We start from the raw sequence: 15,939 nt of genomic DNA on the forward strand, positions 1-15,939 counted from the left end.
CGGCCTGCCGCGCTTCCCCGCGCGGGCGGTAGGTTCTTGGCGTGGCACCGATCAGTGAGCAGACCCCGTCCCAGGCCCAGCAGTCCCCGCAGCCCCAGCCGCAGCCGGAGCCCGGCCGCCTGGTGCTGCTCACCACCACCCACCGGGTGGCCCCCGGGCTGCTCTCCTGGCCCGCCTGGGAGACCCTGCGCGGCGCCGACCTGGTGCTGACCGGCGACCCCGGGCACCCGCAGCTTCCCCCCGTACGACAGGCCGGGGTCACGGTCGAGCCGCACACCGCCGAGACCGTACCGGCCCTGGCCCGCAGCCTGGCCGAGGCCGCCGCGCCCGGCCGTACGGTGGTCTGGATCGGCGGCGTGGACGGCGACCCGGGCCTGACCGACGCACTGGCCCGGCTGGCCGTCGAGGGCGGTCTCGACCCGGCCCCGGTCATCGAACTGCTGCCCGGCTCCTACGACCTGCCCGGCGCCCGGCTGCTGGACCTGGTGGCCGTGATGGACCGCCTGCGCTCACCCGGCGGCTGCCCCTGGGACGCCGAGCAGACCTCCGCCTCGCTGGTGAAGTACCTGGTCGAGGAGGCGTTCGAGCTGGTCGAGGCGATCGAGGAGGGGGACCGGGAGAGCCTGCGCGAGGAGCTGGGCGACGTGCTGTTCCAGGTCTTCTTCCACGCCCGGATCGCGGAGGAGGACCCGGAGGAGCCGTTCTCCATCGACGATGTCGCGGCCGGGCTGGTGGAGAAGCTGATGTACCGGCATCCGCATGTCTTCGGTGACGCGGACGCCGACACCCCGGCCCAGGTCGAGGCCGACTGGGACCGGCTCAAGGCGGCCGAGAAGCAGCGGGAGTCCGCCGTGGACGGCGTCCCGCTGGCCCAGCCCGCCCTGGCGCTGGCCGCCAAGCTCGCCTCCCGCGCCCGCAAGGCCGCCCTGGACGTCCCGGCGGGCACCCCGGCTGCCGTCCCGACCCCGCTCACCGAGGACACCCTCGGCCAAGCCCTGCTCGGCCTCGCCGCCGCCGCCTCCCACGCCGGCCTCGACCCCGAAACCGCCCTCCGCACCGCCGCCCGCCACTACCGCACCGCCATCCGCACCGCCGAACAGCACCCCTGACCACCACCCCTGGCCCCCGGCGGGTGCCTTCCCGGCCACGGTCCACTCCAGGGGCGCGAGGAACTGCGCGAGCAACCCCCGCGTCCGTGGTGCCCTGAACGCACCGTTCCCCGCTCCCCGGCGGGGGTGCCTTCCCGGCCGGGGTTCACTCCAGGGGCGCGAGGAACTGCGCGAGCAACCCCCGCGTTCGTAGTGCCCTGAACGCACCGTTCCCCGCTCCCCGGCGGGGTTGCCTTCCCGGCCGGGGTTCACTCCAGGGGCGCGAGGAACTGCGCGAGCAACCCCCGCGTTCGTAGTGCCCTGAACGCACCGTTCCCCGCTCCCCGGCGGGGGTGCCTTCCCGGCCGGGGTTCACTCCAGGCGCGCGAGGAACTGCGCGAGCAACCCTCACCAGTGCAGCACGCCGAACGCACCGTTCCCATGCACCCCGGATGGTGCACGGTTGGCCGTCCGTTCAAGCGCTGGCGTCAGTGGGTGGCTGGTCGCGCAGTTCCCCGCGCCCCTGGTGGTGCGTGGTTGGTCGCCTGTTCAAGCGCTGGTGTCAGCGGGTGGCTGGTCGCGCAGTTCCTCGCGCTCCTGGTGGTGACCCGTGGCCGGGGTTCAGGCAGCCGGTTCCGGCAGGGCGGGGAGGGCGGCGACGGTGTCCCGCATGCCGGTCAGCCAGGCGTCCCGGTCCGCGGCCCGCCCCTGCTCGTACCGGGCCACCTCGGGGTGCGGCAGGATCAGGAACCGCTCGTCCGCCAGCCCCGCGACCACCGCCTCCGCCACCTCGGCCGGCTCCAGCATCGCCCCGAAAGCGGTCAGCACATCCTCGACGCCGGGATACGCGGACATCGCCGTCCGCACCCCCTGCGGACACAGCACGCTGACCCCGATCCCCCGCGACCCGTACGTCACCGCCAGCCACTCCGCGAACGCCACCGCCGCATGCTTGGTGACGCTGTACGGCGCATCCCCGGGCATGGTCAGCAGCCCCGCCGCCGAAGCGGTGTTGAGCAGCCGCCCCCGCCCCCGCGCGAGCATCCCCGGCAGCACGGCCCGCGCCGCGTAGACGTGGGCCATGACGTTGACGTCCCAGCAGCCCTGCCAGAGCGCGTCCGCCGCCTCGATGCCCTGCGCCGTCCCCACTCCGGCGTTGCTACAGAACAGGTCGATCGGCCCGAGGTGCTCCTCGGCGATGTCCACCAGGGTCCGTACGTCGCTCTCCCGCGACACGTCGCTGCCCACGCCGACCGCGCGGCAGCCGTGCCGGTCCAGCTCCCCGGCCAGGTCCTCGGCGCCGCCGACGTCCAGGTCCGCGAGGAGCAGCCCGGCCGCGCCCTCCGCCGCGAATCGCCGCGCGAGCGCCGCGCCGATCCCGCCCGCCGCCCCGGTGATGACCACCACCGCACCGCGCACCTGCATGGACTGCTCCTCCCTGCGGCCGCATCCGCCCCGCGGCGGGCCGCTGAATCACGCTGCGGGGGATCGTAGGCTCCGCAGCACCCACCGCAACAGGGCATGTCCGCCAGGTGACCTGCTTCGCGCCACTGTCGGACCCGCAGGCTAACGTCGGGGGATGCCTGCGCACGCCCCTGACCTGTTCACCTTCGAGTTCGCCGCCGATCCGTACCCGGCGTACGCCTGGCTGCGCGAGCACGCACCGGTGCACCGCACCACCCTGCCGAGCGGTGTGGACGCGTGGCTGGTGACGCGGTACGCCGACGCCCGGCAGGCGCTGGCCGACCCCAGGCTGTCCAAGAACCCGGTGCACCACAGCGAGCAGGCGCACCGCTCCGGCCGGGTCGGCATCCCCGGGGAGCGCAGCGCCGACCTGATGACGCACCTGCTGAACATCGACCCGCCCGACCACACCCGGCTGCGCCGGCTGGTCTCCAAGGCGTTCACCCCGCGCCGGGTCGCGGAGTTCGAGCCCCGGGTGCGGCAGCTCACCGACCGGCTGCTGGACTCCTTCGCGGCCCGGGGCAGCGCCGACCTGATCCATGAGTTCGCCTTCCCGCTGCCGATCTACGCCATCTGCGACCTGCTGGGCGTGCCGCCGGAGGACCAGGACGACTTCCGCGACTGGGCCGGGATGATGATCCGCCACGGCGGCGGCCCGCGCGGCGGTGTCGCCCGCGCGGTCAAGCGGATGCGGACGTACCTGGCCGAGCTGATCCACCGCAAGCGCGCGGAGCTGACCGCCGAGCCGCAGCCCGGCGAGGACCTGATCTCCGGGCTGATCCGGGCCGGCGACCACGGCGAGCACCTGACCGAGAACGAAGCCGCCGCGATGGCCTTCATCCTGCTCTTCGCCGGCTTCGAGACCACCGTCAACCTGATCGGCAACGGCACGTACGCCCTGCTGCGCAACCCCGGTCAGCGGGCGCTGCTCCAGGAGTCGCTGGGCCGGGGCGAGACCGGGCTGCTGGCCGGCGCGGTGGAGGAGCTGCTCCGGTACGACGGCCCGGTGGAGCTGGCCACCTGGCGGTTCGCCACCGCGGAGCTGACCATCGGCGGCACGGCCGTCCCGGCGGGCGATCCAGTGCTGGTGGTGCTGGCCGCCGCCGACCGCGACCCGGAGCGGTTCGACGGGCCGGACACCCTCGACCTGGCCCGCCGCGACAATCCGCACCTGGGCTTCGGCCACGGCATCCACTACTGCCTGGGCGCGCCGCTCGCCCGGTTGGAGGCGCAGGCGGCGCTGACCGCGCTGCTCACCCGCCTCCCCGATCTGCGGCTCGCCGCCGATCCGGCCGACCTGCGGTGGCGCGGCGGTCTGATCATGCGCGGCCTGCGGGAGTTGCCGGTGGGCTTCACCCCGGTGGCGGAGTGAGCGGATGACCGACCGACAGTAGGCACGCCGCGACGATGGGTTTGCCTTTGTGTGATGTTCGTGATGTCGGGTTGTTATCCATCAGACGAACTGTCTAGGCTCCCGTCCATCCGCTGACGCGGGCCCCGGAGCGTGGGACGCCGAGTCCTGTCCACCGTGCTCCGGGCCACCGAGACCGACCTTGAGGACAGGAGCGGGGGAACCAGGTAAGCCGCCGTGCGCCCAACCGGTGCGCGGCTCGGGGTGAAGCCGCCTCCGCGCGGCCGGGCCACCTCCCGGTCCGAACCCGACAGCTCACCTCGTAGGCGTCGGAGAGGGACCCCTCATGCTGCTTCCCGGCAACGGCCGCCATCGCCGCATCCGCCCCAGCCAGACCAAGAAGTTCGTCGCCGTCGCCGGTGTCACCGGCGCGGGCATCGCGCTCCCGCTGCTGACGGCGGGCGCCGCCTCCGCCGCCTCCACCGCCACCTGGGACAAGGTCGCCCAGTGCGAGAGCGGCGGCGACTGGGCGATCAACACCGGCAACGGCTTCTACGGCGGCCTCCAGTTCACCCAGAGCACCTGGGCGGCCTACGGCGGCTCCGCGTACGCCGACCGGCCGGACCTGGCGACCAAGGGCCAGCAGATCGCCATAGCGGAGAAGGTGCTGGACGGTCAGGGCCCCGGCGCCTGGCCGGTGTGCTCGGTGCAGGCCGGGCTGACGGCGGGCGGCCCCGCCGCGAGCGTGGACACCGGCGGCAGCCCGGTCTCCTCCGCCACCACGGACGCCGCCTCGCGCGGCAGCGCCCGGGACGACCTGGGTGCGGCCGACTCCACCGCCGCCAAGGACACCGCCCCGACCCAGACCGAGCACCTGCCGACCTTCGACGGCACGGCCGGCTGGGACGCTGAGGACGGCGTCTACTGGTACCAGGAGGACGACTCCTGGCACTGGACCAGCCACAAGGACGTCTACCAGCAGCACCTCGCCGCGGCCGAGCAGCAGGCCGCGACCGCCGCGACCCCGGCCAAGGGCACCGCGAAGCCGGCCGGGAGCACCGCCAAGCACGCCGCCGCGCCCGCCGCCGAGACGGCCGCCACCCCGGCGAAGAAGTCCACCCCCCGGCACGCGGCCCCCGCCCCGGCCGGCGGCCGGTACACGGTCGTACCGGGCGACAACCTCTCCGCCATCGTCGAGGCCCACCACCTGGACGGCGGCTGGCAGCACCTCTACCAGGAGAACCGCTCCACCGTCGGCGCCGACCCCGACCTGATCCTGCCGGGCCAGGTGCTGACCCTCGGCTGACCGGCTGCGCACCGCTGCTGACGCCCCGCCGGCGGCCGCTCCCGACCTCCCGGGACCGGCCGCCGGGTGCGGTGCCGGGCACCGCGCTACCGATGGGTAGAAGTGTTCGACCGGCGAGACAGGGCCCGGGTAGCGGTGGTCGTGACGGCCGGTGCGGTTAGGCTCTGGTCGTAACGACTTCATATCCGCCATAAGGAGATGCCTCGTGCCGTCCATTGATGTCGTCGTAGCCCGGGAGATCCTCGACTCGCGAGGCAACCCCACGGTCGAGGTCGAGGTCGGCCTCGACGACGGCAGCACCGGCCGCGCGGCGGTGCCCTCCGGCGCCTCCACCGGCGCCTTCGAGGCGCTGGAGCTGCGCGACGGCGACAAGTCCCGCTACGGCGGCAAGGGCGTGGAGAAGGCCGTCCTCGCCGTCATCGAGCAGATCGGCCCGGAGCTGGTCGGCTACGACGCCACCGAGCAGCGGCTGATCGACCAGGCGATGCTCGACCTGGACGCCACCCCGGACAAGTCCTCGCTCGGCGCCAACGCCATCCTGGGCGTCTCGCTCGCCGTGGCGCACGCCGCCTCCGAGGCGTCCGACCTGCCGCTGTTCCGCTACGTCGGTGGTCCGAACGCGCATGTGCTGCCGGTCCCGATGATGAACATCCTGAACGGCGGCTCGCACGCCGACTCCAACGTGGACATCCAGGAGTTCATGATCGCCCCGATCGGCGCGGAGTCCTTCTCCGAGGCCGTCCGCTGGGGCGTGGAGGTCTACCACACCCTCAAGGGCGTGCTGAAGGAGCGCGGGCTCTCCACCGGCCTGGGCGACGAGGGCGGCTTCGCCCCCAACCTCGACTCCAACCGCGAGGCGCTGGACCTCATCGTCGAGGCGATCAAGAAGGCCGGCTACACCCCCGGCAAGGACGTCGCCCTGGCGCTGGACGTCGCCGCCTCCGAGTTCTACAAGGACGGCGCCTACCAGTTCGAGGGCAAGGCGCTCTCCGCCGTCGAGCTGACCGAGTACTACGCCGAGCTGGTCGCCTCCTACCCGCTGGTCTCCATCGAGGACCCGCTGAACGAGGAGGACTGGGACGGCTGGAAGACCCTCACCGAGAAGCTCGGCGACAAGGTCCAGATCGTCGGCGACGACCTCTTCGTCACCAACCCGGAGCGCCTGGGCCGCGGCATCGAGTCCGGCACCGCCAACGCGCTGCTGGTGAAGGTCAACCAGATCGGCTCGCTCACCGAGACGCTGGACGCGGTGGAGCTGGCCCAGCGCAACGGCTACCGCTGCATGATGTCGCACCGCTCCGGCGAGACCGAGGACGTCACCATCGCGGACCTCGCCGTCGCCACCAACTGCGGCCAGATCAAGACCGGCGCCCCGGCCCGCTCCGAGCGCGTCGCCAAGTACAACCAGCTGCTGCGCATCGAGGAGATCCTCGACGACGCCGCCGAGTACGCCGGGCGCGGTGCCTTCCCGCGCTACAAGTACGAGGGCTGACAAGGCAGTTCGGCCACCGGTGCCCCGGCGCTCACCCTCTGGGGTGGGCGGCGGGGCATCCGTACGACCACGGAGGGGACGCACCATGGCGATCCGCAAGGCGACCCTGCCCGCACGCGGCCCCGGCACCCGCCGACCCGCGAGCGCCCCCCGCCCCCGGACCCGCTTCCGCTTCACCGGCCGGGCCGCCGTGCTCGCGCTGGTGCTCTGCTCGCTCATCGCGGCGCTGGCCTACCCCACCCGGCAGTTCATCGCCCAGCGCGCCGACATCGCCGCCCAGCGGGCCGCCGCCGAGCAGGCCCGCACCCGGGTCCAGGAGCTGCGCCGGGAGAAGGCCCGTTGGCAGGACCCGGCCTTCGTACGGGCCCAGGCCCGCGAGCGGCTGCACTACGCCATGCCCGGCGACACCCCGTACGTCGCGGTGGACCCGGCCGCCGGCCGGCCCGGGGACCCCGACGACGCGGCCGCCCGGGGGACCTCCCGGCAGCCCTGGTACACCAGCGTCTGGGAGTCGGTGGACGCGGCCGACCGCACCGTGCGCCCGGCCCGCAAGCCCCCGGCCGCCCCTGCCCGGTAAGACCCCCTTCACAGCCAGCACCGCACAGCCGCCCCCGCACGAGACAGCGCCCCCACATGACCACTGCCGAAGAACCCAACGCGCCCGTCGGCCCCGCCGACGTGGCCGCCATCGCCGCCCAGCTCGGCCGGGTGCCGCGCGGGCTGCGCGCGGTCGCCCACCGCTGCCCCTGCGGCCTGCCCGACGTGGTGGAGACCCAGCCCCGGCTGGAGGACGGCACGCCGTTCCCCACCCTCTACTACCTGACCTGCCCCCGGGCCGCCTCGCTGATCGGCACCCTGGAGGCCGACGGCGTGATGAAGGAGATGACCGCCCGCCTCGGCGAGGACCCGGAGCTGGCGGCCGACTACCGGGCCGCCCACGAGGACTACCTGGCCCGCCGCGACGCGATCGAGGTGCTGGAGGGCTTCCCCAGCGCCGGCGGGATGCCGGACCGGGTCAAGTGCCTGCACGTCCTGGTCGGCCACTCGCTGGCGGCCGGCCCCGGCGTCAACCCGCTCGGTGACGAGGCGATCGCCAAGCTGCCCGAGTGGTGGCGCAAGGGCCGCTGCGTCTGCGCGGCCGACCCCCAGACCGGAGGAGACGACCAGTGACCACCACCAGGACCGCCGCCGTCGACTGCGGCACCAACTCCATCCGGCTGCTGATCGCGGACCTGACCCGGCCGGACGGCGCCCCGGCCGCCACCTCGCGCGACGTGGACCGCCGGATGACCATCGTCCGGCTGGGCCAGGGCGTGGACCGCACCGGTCGGCTGGCGCCCGAGGCGCTGGAGCGCACCTTCGCCGCCTGCCGGGAGTACGCCGAGCTGATCCGCAGCCACGGCGTCGGCCCGGAGCGGACCCGCTTCGTCGCCACCAGCGCCTCCCGCGACGCCGAGAACCGCGACGACTTCGTACGCGGTGTGGTCGACATCCTGGGCGTCGAACCCGAGGTGGTCACCGGCGACGAGGAGGCCCAGCTCTCCTTCACCGGCGCCACCCGGGGCCTGACCGCCGCCGGGGTGCGCCTGGAGCAGCCGTACCTGGTGGTTGACATCGGCGGCGGCTCCACCGAGTTCGTGCTCGGCGACGACACGGTCCGCGCCGCCCGCTCGGTGGACGTGGGCTGCGTACGGCTGACCGAGCGGCACTTCGCCGGGGCCGACCCGGTCACCCCCGGGCAGATCGCCGCCGCCCGCGCCGACATCGAGCGGGCGCTGGACCTGGCCGCCGAGCGGGTGCCGCTGGACCAGGCCCGCACCCTGGTCGGGCTGGCGGGCTCGGTCACCACGGTCGCGGCGCTGGCGCTCGGCCTGACGGAGTACGACTCGGCGCGCATCCACCACTCCCGGATCTCGCTGGACCAGGTCCGCGAGGTGACCGGCGGGCTGCTCGCCGCCGACCACCGGCAGCGCGCCGCGCTGCCGGTGATCCACCCCGGCCGGGTGGACGTGATCGGCGCCGGGGCCCTGGTGCTGCTGGCGCTGATGGAGCGGACGGGGGCCGCCGAAGTGGTCGTCAGTGAGCACGACATCCTGGACGGGATCGCCTGGAGCATCGTCCGCTGAACCCCGCCGGGGGCCGGCCGGGCCCGGGGCCGGGCGTCACACGCCCGGCCCGCCGGACCAACTTCGTGAATTTCTTCACATGGAGTTCCGCGTGATCGGCGTCACCTGCCGGGGGGACCGTCCGATATGTGGGACCGAAGGTGCCCGGCCGTTCAGAGGTGCGGATCGCAGGCCCGTCCACCGATCCACGGGCAGAATCGAAAACGCGTGCCGGGCGTGACGCCCTCGCCGGGGATTACGGCAGCTCAGCGGGGTGGCCCGGGAGCGCCGTCCGCAGGACCACCGCCCCCGCGTCGCGGCGGCTCCGGCACGGCCCCCGAGCGGCCGCCGGGGCCCCGAAACGAGGGCCGCGAAATATAGCACACCGTGTCCAGAGGCAGGTGACCAGCCTCGGGAGGGTCGCTGCCCGGCGTGCTGGATACTTTCGGATATGAGCACCACGGAGCGTCCTCGCATCCTCATCGTCGGCGGTGGTTACGTCGGCCTGTATGCCGCGATGCGCATCCTCAAGAAGATGCGCTACGGCGAGGCGACCGTCACGGTCGTCGACCCGCGGTCGTACATGACCTACCTGCCCTTCCTCCCGGAGGCCGCGGGCGGCAACGTCGCCCCCCGCAACCTCGTCGCGCCGCTGCGCCGCGTCCTGCAGAAGGCCGAGGTGCTGACCGGTCACGTCACCGGCGTCGACCACGGTCGCAAGGTCGCGACGATCTCCCCGCTGGCCGGCGACTCCTACGAGCTGCCCTTCGACTACCTGGTGGTGGCGGCCGGTTCGGTCTCCCGCACCTTCCCGATCCCCGGTCTGGCCGAGCACGGCATCGGCATGAAGACCGTGGAGGAGGCCATCGGCCTGCGCAACCACGTGATGGCGCAGCTCGACAAGGCCGAGTCGACCACGGACAAGGACGTCCGCCGCCAGGCCCTCACCTTCGTCTTCGTCGGCGGCGGCTTCGCCGGTGTCGAGACCATCGCCGAGGTCGAGGACATGGCCCGCGACGCGGCGAAGATCTATAACACCGTCAGCCGCGAGGACATGCGCTTCATCCTCGTCGAGGCGGCCAACCGCATCCTGCCCGAGATGGGCCCGGACCTGGGCGTCTGGACCAAGGAGCGGCTGGAGGAGCGCGGCATCGAGGTCTTCCTGGAGACCTCCATGGAGTCCTGCGTCGACAAGCACGTGGTGCTGAAGAACGGTGTCGAGGCGGACGCCTCCACCATCGTCTGGACCGCCGGCGTCAAGCCGAACCCGGTGCTGGCCTCGTTCGGCCTGCCGCTCGGCCCGCGCGGCCACGTGGACACCGCCCCGACCCTCCAGGTCAAGGGCTTCGACAACGTCTGGGCCGCCGGCGACAACGCCCAGGTGCCGGACCTCGCCGCCGGTGAGGGCGCCTGGTGCCCGCCGAACGCGCAGCACGCGGTGCGGCAGGCCATCGTGCTCGGTGACAACGTCATCTCCGGGATGCGCGGCTTCCCGCAGGCCGAGTACAAGCACAAGAACCTCGGCGCGGTGGCCGGCCTCGGCCTGCACAAGGGCGTGGCGATCCTCTTCGGCAAGTACAAGCTGAAGGGCCGCCCGGCGTGGTGGTTCCACCGGCTGTACCACGGCAGCCGGGTGCCGACCATGAACCGCAAGGTCCGGGTCTTCACCGACTGGACGCTGGCCATGTTCCTCAAGCGCGAGGCCGTGGGCCTGGCCCAGATGGAGAACCCCCGCGAGGCGTTCTACGAGGCCGCCACCCCGGTGCCGGCCCCGCGCAGCGAGAAGCCCCTCCCCGAGAAGGTCTCCTCCTGATCTCCCGGTAGTCCGGAGGCTCTCCGCCCGGCAGCGCTGCCGGACCACGACCTCCGTGGTGCTCAGCCGGCCCCGGTGCCGGGCGGAGCCGCCCCGCGACCCGTCGCGGGCGTGAGTCAGCCCCCCGATCGCAGCCCTGCGATCGGGGGGCTTTCTCGTACCCGGGGACCGCCCCCGCCCGGGGGAGTGATCCGAGGCCCGGCTCCAGCGCCGCTTGAGCGCCGCTGGAGGCCCGCTTGAGCGCTGGTGGAGCGGTGGCTGAGCAGCGGCGGAGAATGGCTAATGATGCGTCAGATCACATGAAAACAAGACAACTTCAGTTGTTGTGGGCAGGCAGGGAGTGCTCTGCGCCACTAGGCTCATGCTGCTCCCGCAGGGGGTCGTGGGGTGTGCGCCCGGATGGTGGAATGCAGACACGGGCAGCTTAAAACTGCTTGGCCGTGAGGCCGTGCCGGTTCGAATCCGGCTCCGGGCACCCCCGCCGTGAATCCCATGACCAGCAGCAAGGCCGCTGCGGGCTGGTGATCCCTCCCGAGACGGGAACACGCTGGGAACACGAGGCCGCGCCGCGCCGCCCATGGCACCCGCGCATCCGCACCGGCGCAGGTCCGGCGAGGCCTCCTGCCACCAGGTGCACCGGCGCCCGGCAAGCCGGGGTCTACGCTGGGGCCGCACCCGATCGGAGAACCTGGTGGACACTCTCGACCCGAACCGGACGCTACGCCTGATCGTCACAGGAGGCGGCACCGGCGGACACACCTACCCCGCGCTCACCGCAGTGCGCACCTTGCATGCCCGGCTCTCGACCTCCGGAAGAACGCTGGAAACCCTCTGGGTCGGAACGGCTGACGGTCTGGAGGCCCGCGTCGCAGCGGCCGAAGGGATTCCCTTCGCTCCGGTCGCCACCGGCAAGCTGCGGCGCTCCGGCAACCCCCTGAAACTGATGTCCCCGGCGAACATGAAGGACATGGGCCGCGTGCCGCTCGGCGTCGTCCAGGCCCGCTCGGTCATCTCCCACTTCCGCCCGGATGTGGTGCTGGCGACCGGTGGGTATGTCGCCGTCCCGGTTGGCCTCGCCGCCCGCCTGTGCCGTCACCCGCTCGTCGTCCACGAGCAGACGGTCCGGCTCGGGTTGGCCAACCGCACCCTCGCCCCCCGGGCGACCCGCATCGCCGTGTCGTCGGAGTCCACGCTGCCGCTACTGCCGGAGTCGGCCCGCGCGCACGCCGTGGTCACCGGCAACCCGGTGCGTCCCGAAGTCCTGGAGGGTCAGGCCAACAGGGCGATCACCGCCCTGGGTCTCCACGGCTTCGACCGCGCCCTGCCCACCGTCTACGTCACCGGCGGCGCCCAGGGATCGCAGCAGATCAACACCGTCGTCCGTGCCCTGCTGCCGTGGCTGCTGACCCGGGCGAACGTCATCCACCAGTGCGGGACGGCGAACCTCACGGACCTGCGCCGGGAAACCGCGCACCTTCCCCCGATCGCGGCGGCCCGCTACCTCCTCACCGACTTCATCGGTCCCGAGTTGCCTGACGTACTCGCCCTGGCCGACGTGGTGGTTTCCCGCAGTGGCGCGGGTACGATCGCCGAGCTCACCGCCCTGGGCAAAGCCGCCGTGTTCATCCCCCTCGCTTCCTCGGCGGGCAACGAACAGGCGCACAACGCCCGCCACCTGGTCGACGCCGACGCCGCGGTGGCACTGTTCGGTGAGGTGACCCCCGGGGCCCTGCAAGAGGCGATGACCCAGCTGCTGGCCGACCCGGTCCTGCGGAAGGACATGGCGAGCCGTGCCCGTGCGCTCGGCCGCCCGGACGCTGCCGACCGACTCGTGGACGTCCTGCTGTCGGCCATCTCCTACGTCTGACCCCCAAGACACCGTGAAGCCCGAGACACCGTGAAGCCCGGGGCGATGGTCCGCCCCGGGCTTCACCGCTCTCCAGGGGGCGGTCAGCTCCTGCCCCGGGCCGACTCCCGGGTCCAGTCCCCGCGGTCACCGAGCACCGCGTTGTCCCGGCTGAAGTGCGTCACCGCCCGGGACTCGTCCTGTGACCGGGGCACGATCCGGTCGAGCCGGGGCAGTGTGTCCGAGATCAGCAGCCGTCCGTACCGCATGGCACGCTCCCACACGTCCGCGACCTCGTCGATGTCCGGCCAGATGGAGAACACCGCCTCGGCGAGGACCGGCCCGGAATCGATACCTCGGTCGATGGCGTGGATCGTGATGCCGTGCACGCTCTCGCCGTTGCGTAGCGCCCAGTTCACCGGCCGCGCCCCTCGGTACTCGGGCAGCCGCCCGGGATGGCAGTTGATGATCCGCTCGGTGCTGTCGATCAGGCTACTACCGATGATCTTGTCGTACAGGACGCTGAACACCAGGTCACACCGTCCCGGCTCCAGCTCCCGCCAGTTCCCGGACCGCACGATGCGCGCCGCAGGCCAGCGCTCGGCCACGACGTCCGACAGCCGCAGGTCCCAATCCGGCTCGGCCGCGTTCGGGACCACGGTGTCCAGCACGGTGCCGGGCAAGGCCGCGATCACCTCACAGGCGTGAGCCGCCAGCGCGCCCTTCCCGAGTACGGCCGCCCGCCTCACCGCCTCCCACCTCGCGTGGCGTGCACGGTCCGCCGGACGGCCGCCGCGACCGCGTGCACGTCCTCGTTGTCCATCGCCGGGTGGAACGGCAGGCTCAGGATCTCCCGCCCGGCCCGCTCCGTCACAGGCAGGCTGCGGTGCCACCGCGCGAAGGCCGGCTGGAGGTGGTTCGGCGGGTAGTGCACGCCCACCCCGATCCCCGCGTCCCGCAGCAGCCGGAACACCTGGTCACGACCGGACACCCGCACGACGCAGTTGAACGGCACGCTGCGGTCCACGTCCACGTCCACCAGGTCCAGGCATTCGGTTCCTGCCAGCGCATCCCGGTACGCGCGCCACAACTGCCGGCGCTTCACCTCCACCTGCGCGAACCGCGCCAGCTGGACCAGACCGACAGCCGCGTTGAGCGTCGACATCGGGTACCGCATCCCCGGACAGTCGACGGTGTACGACGTCGACCGGATGCGGTCCGTCTGGGACTTCGTGATTCCCAGCATCCGCAAGGCCCGCACTCTGTCCGCCTCCTGCGGACTGCGGGGGACGACCGCGCCGCCCTGCCCGCACGTCAGCGACTTGATCGGGCCGAAGCTGAAACAGGTCACCGCCCCTGTGGCCCCTACTCTTCGCGTGCCGTGGTGCGAGCCGAAGGCCTGTGCGGCGTCCTCCACGACCACGATGCCGCGCTCGGCCAGGACAGCACGGGCGCCGGCCAGGTCCACCGCCCGGCCGCCGTAGAGCACCGGCATCGGCCTGGGCACGATGACCGTGCTGGACGCGCTGCGGCTGCCCGCGCAGACCCTGCGCAGCGCTGCGACGCTCCAGCACATCAGCGGCGGCCGGTTCGAGCTGGGCATCGGCGTCGGCTGGCAGAAAGCCGACCTGGACGCCCTCGCCCCGGACCTGCGCGAGGCCGGGGCACGGATCGCCTCGCTGGAACGCACCCTGGAGCTGCTGCGGCAGGTGTGGCCCGTTCCGACGGCAACCGGGGACGGCGGGGCCGAGCCGCTGGAGCGCGCCTTGGCTGCGGGGACCCCGGCGCCCCGCGTGATCGTGGCGGCCGGTACGTCCCGGATGCTCCAGCTCGCCGCCCGCTTCGCCGACGACATCGCGCTGACGGTGCCGACCCGGCCGCGCCTGGCTGGCGTTACCCCCACGGCCGCCTCGGTGACCGCGCAGATCACGACGGCCCGCAGCGCCCGCCCGTCCTCGATGCCGCCCTGCCGGTTCCATCTGCAGATCCGCAGCCTCGGCCCGAGCGCGCCGGAGGACCCGGACGGCGACTGGTGGAGCGTCGGTGGCAGCCCCGGCCAGATCGCCGACGCCCTGCGCGAGCGCGCCGCGACGGGGGTGGACTACCTCAGCGTGTGCACCGAAGACCTGAGCCTTCTTGAGTGGTTGTCGTCCCGGGTCCTGCCGCTGTACGAGGCGGATTCGTGACGTCCGTCATCGTGCTGTGCGGCGGGCTGGGCAGCCGCCTGGGCCCGGCCGGGGCACATCGGCAGAAGACGATGTACGAGGTCGGCGGGACACCGATGCTGGAACTGGTGCTCTCCCAGGTCTGTCCCGCCGTCCCCGCCCCGGCCCCCGTCGTGCTGCTCACCGGCCACCGGAGTGAAGACGTCGAAGCCGCAGCCGCTGACTGGCAGTGCCGGATCGACGCGCGGATTCAGGCTGTCGCCGAGAGTGCGCCGGGCGCCGCTGGGGTACTTCAGCTCGCTGAGCGTCTGCCCGCTCCGGTGCTGATCGTCGCCGGGAACGTTCTGCTCCCGTACGCGCGGCTGCTGCCCCACCTGCTCGCGCAATGGTCCCGCGACGGCCGGCCGGTCGTGGCCGGCAGCCGCCAGTGGCGCACCCACAGCCACCACACCGTGACCGCCCAGGACGGCACGGTCGCCTCCTGGCACCGCCTGCCGCACCGGGAGGCGGGCCGGTACGAAGTCGTCGACTCCTACCTGATCACCCCGCAGGTCATCAGTCGGATGCGGGCAGATCCAGAGCCGATCAGCCACACCCGTGCCCTGGCCGCGCTTGTGCCCCATGCGTCGGTAGCGTTCAGCGAATTCACCGGCGACTGGCTCCACGTGCAGACGCTGGCTGATCTCGCTGTCACACCGTCTCGGAAGGCTCTCCTGTGCCCACCCCCACCCTCATTGTCGTCTCCGGCCCGCCCGGAACCGGTAAGTCCACCCTCGCGAGCAAGCTCGCCGCCCGCCTGACCCTGCCGTGGTACAGCCGCGACGGCATCAAGGAGTCGCTGTTCGACACGCTGGGCTGGTCGGACCGGCAGAGGTCCAAGGAACTGGGGGCCGCCTCGGTGGCCGTGCTGTTCACCCTGCTCAGCGACACCCTGTCCGCAGGCGCCAGCTGCCTGACGGAGTCGAACTTCCGCAGAGTGCAGTCCTCCCCGGACTTCCGACGCCTGCTGGAGGAGACCGGGGCCCGCGCGGTGCAGGTCCAGTGCACCACCCAAGGGGACGTGCTCCTGGAGCGGTTCGCCACCCGCTCCTCCTCCGCCGGGCGCCACCCCGGGCACTGCGACGACCAGAACCTCGACGAGTTCCGCGCCGAACTGCTGGCCGGCCGCTACGAGCCCCTGGACGTGCCCGGACCGGTCCTCACCCAGGACACCACCGACTTCCACGCCGTGGACATCGAGGCCCTGGCCACCCAGCTCTCCGCCCTCCTCCACTCCGATGCGCCGTAACCTGTCTGCTCACCGGCCGGG

At 72.8% G+C, this 15,939-nt stretch carries 15 protein-coding genes, 1 tRNA gene and 1 riboswitch; of the genes, 13 read left to right on the forward strand and 3 right to left on the reverse strand.

Annotated features, from left to right (window positions below):
- Positions 1–50: 50 nt before the first annotated feature.
- Positions 51–1,109 carry a MazG family protein gene (locus ACIQGZ_RS04965; protein ID WP_402599988.1) on the forward strand — a complete coding sequence of 353 codons (1,059 nt, stop codon included), beginning with the start codon at positions 51–53 and terminating at the stop codon, positions 1,107–1,109.
- Positions 1,110–1,709: 600 nt separating this feature from the next.
- Here ACIQGZ_RS04965 and ACIQGZ_RS04970 read toward each other — a convergent pair.
- Positions 1,710–2,513, reverse strand: coding sequence for an SDR family oxidoreductase (locus tag ACIQGZ_RS04970; protein ID WP_402599412.1), 804 nt, complete (start codon positions 2,511–2,513; stop codon positions 1,710–1,712).
- Between the two features lie 154 nt (positions 2,514–2,667).
- Between ACIQGZ_RS04970 and ACIQGZ_RS04975 the strand changes: the two genes are divergently transcribed.
- From ACIQGZ_RS04975 to ACIQGZ_RS05015, 9 genes are all read left to right on the forward strand, one after another.
- A complete protein-coding gene (locus ACIQGZ_RS04975; RefSeq protein WP_402599414.1) occupies positions 2,668–3,924 on the forward strand; it encodes a cytochrome P450 in 1,257 nt (418 codons plus the stop codon).
- Between the two features lie 157 nt (positions 3,925–4,081).
- Positions 4,082–4,247: riboswitch (cyclic di-AMP (ydaO/yuaA leader) on the forward strand.
- Between the two features lie 2 nt (positions 4,248–4,249).
- Positions 4,250–5,209 (forward strand): transglycosylase family protein, encoded by a 960-nt coding sequence (locus ACIQGZ_RS04980; RefSeq protein WP_402599415.1) that lies wholly within the window; start codon positions 4,250–4,252, stop codon positions 5,207–5,209.
- 205 nt (positions 5,210–5,414) lie between these two features.
- A complete protein-coding gene (gene eno / locus ACIQGZ_RS04985; RefSeq protein ID WP_402599416.1) occupies positions 5,415–6,701 on the forward strand; it encodes a phosphopyruvate hydratase in 1,287 nt (428 codons plus the stop codon).
- Positions 6,702–6,786: 85 nt separating this feature from the next.
- Positions 6,787–7,278: a septum formation initiator family protein gene (locus tag ACIQGZ_RS04990; RefSeq protein ID WP_402599417.1), complete on the forward strand. Its 492-nt coding sequence runs from the start codon at positions 6,787–6,789 to the stop codon at positions 7,276–7,278.
- A gap of 56 nt (positions 7,279–7,334) precedes the next feature.
- On the forward strand, positions 7,335–7,871 hold the full coding sequence (locus ACIQGZ_RS04995) for a DUF501 domain-containing protein (protein ID WP_402599419.1): 537 nt from the start codon (positions 7,335–7,337) through the stop codon (positions 7,869–7,871).
- Positions 7,868–8,827 carry an exopolyphosphatase gene (locus ACIQGZ_RS05000; RefSeq protein ID WP_402599420.1) on the forward strand — a complete coding sequence of 320 codons (960 nt, stop codon included), beginning with the start codon at positions 7,868–7,870 and terminating at the stop codon, positions 8,825–8,827. Before ACIQGZ_RS04995 ends, ACIQGZ_RS05000 begins: the two co-directional genes overlap by 4 nt.
- A 430-nt stretch (positions 8,828–9,257) precedes the next feature.
- Positions 9,258–10,619: an NAD(P)/FAD-dependent oxidoreductase gene (locus ACIQGZ_RS05005; RefSeq protein WP_402599421.1), complete on the forward strand. Its 1,362-nt coding sequence runs from the start codon at positions 9,258–9,260 to the stop codon at positions 10,617–10,619.
- Between the two features lie 393 nt (positions 10,620–11,012).
- A tRNA-Leu gene (locus ACIQGZ_RS05010) sits at positions 11,013–11,094 on the forward strand.
- Between the two features lie 216 nt (positions 11,095–11,310).
- Positions 11,311–12,486 (forward strand): UDP-N-acetylglucosamine--N-acetylmuramyl-(pentapeptide) pyrophosphoryl-undecaprenol N-acetylglucosamine transferase, encoded by a 1,176-nt coding sequence (locus ACIQGZ_RS05015; protein ID WP_402599422.1) that lies wholly within the window; start codon positions 11,311–11,313, stop codon positions 12,484–12,486.
- 83 nt (positions 12,487–12,569) lie between these two features.
- Here the strand turns inward: ACIQGZ_RS05015 and ACIQGZ_RS05020 are convergent, their stop codons facing one another.
- Both ACIQGZ_RS05020 and ACIQGZ_RS05025 read right to left on the reverse strand, forming a co-directional pair.
- Positions 12,570–13,148 (reverse strand): formyltransferase family protein, encoded by a 579-nt coding sequence (locus ACIQGZ_RS05020; protein ID WP_402599423.1) that lies wholly within the window; start codon positions 13,146–13,148, stop codon positions 12,570–12,572.
- 62 nt (positions 13,149–13,210) lie between these two features.
- On the reverse strand, positions 13,211–13,972 hold the full coding sequence (locus tag ACIQGZ_RS05025; protein ID WP_402599424.1) for a DegT/DnrJ/EryC1/StrS family aminotransferase: 762 nt from the start codon (positions 13,970–13,972) through the stop codon (positions 13,211–13,213).
- Position 13,973: 1 nt separating this feature from the next.
- On the opposite strand from ACIQGZ_RS05025, the gene ACIQGZ_RS05030 reads away from it, so the two are divergent.
- From ACIQGZ_RS05030 to ACIQGZ_RS05040, 3 genes are read left to right on the forward strand one after another with little or no spacing between them, the layout of a single operon-like run.
- Positions 13,974–14,651, forward strand: coding sequence for an LLM class flavin-dependent oxidoreductase (locus tag ACIQGZ_RS05030; RefSeq protein ID WP_402599425.1), 678 nt, complete (start codon positions 13,974–13,976; stop codon positions 14,649–14,651).
- Positions 14,648–15,430, forward strand: a complete 783-nt coding sequence (locus tag ACIQGZ_RS05035; RefSeq protein ID WP_402599426.1) for an NDP-sugar synthase — start codon at positions 14,648–14,650, stop codon at positions 15,428–15,430. Before ACIQGZ_RS05030 ends, ACIQGZ_RS05035 begins: the two co-directional genes overlap by 4 nt.
- Positions 15,346–15,918, forward strand: coding sequence for an AAA family ATPase (locus ACIQGZ_RS05040; RefSeq protein WP_402599427.1), 573 nt, complete (start codon positions 15,346–15,348; stop codon positions 15,916–15,918). Before ACIQGZ_RS05035 ends, ACIQGZ_RS05040 begins: the two co-directional genes overlap by 85 nt.
- Positions 15,919–15,939 lie beyond the last annotated feature (21 nt).

The sequence above is a fragment of the Streptomyces sp. NPDC092296 genome (assembly GCF_044755465.1).
Lineage (GTDB): Bacteria > Actinomycetota > Actinomycetes > Streptomycetales > Streptomycetaceae > Peterkaempfera.

Excerpts from the sequence above, each read along its gene's own strand:
- ACIQGZ_RS05005 (WP_402599421.1), top strand. The coding sequence starts at position 9,258 with ATGAGCACCACGGAGCGTCCTCGCATCCTCATCGTCGGCGGTGGTTAC.
- ACIQGZ_RS05030 (WP_402599425.1), top strand. The coding sequence starts at position 13,974 with ATGACCGTGCTGGACGCGCTGCGGCTGCCCGCGCAGACCCTGCGCAGC.
- ACIQGZ_RS04980 (WP_402599415.1), top strand. The coding sequence starts at position 4,250 with ATGCTGCTTCCCGGCAACGGCCGCCATCGCCGCATCCGCCCCAGCCAG.
- ACIQGZ_RS04970 (WP_402599412.1), bottom strand. The coding sequence starts at position 2,513 with ATGCAGGTGCGCGGTGCGGTGGTGGTCATCACCGGGGCGGCGGGCGGG.
- ACIQGZ_RS04990 (WP_402599417.1), top strand. The coding sequence starts at position 6,787 with ATGGCGATCCGCAAGGCGACCCTGCCCGCACGCGGCCCCGGCACCCGC.
- ACIQGZ_RS04995 (WP_402599419.1), top strand. The coding sequence starts at position 7,335 with ATGACCACTGCCGAAGAACCCAACGCGCCCGTCGGCCCCGCCGACGTG.
- ACIQGZ_RS04975 (WP_402599414.1), top strand. The coding sequence starts at position 2,668 with ATGCCTGCGCACGCCCCTGACCTGTTCACCTTCGAGTTCGCCGCCGAT.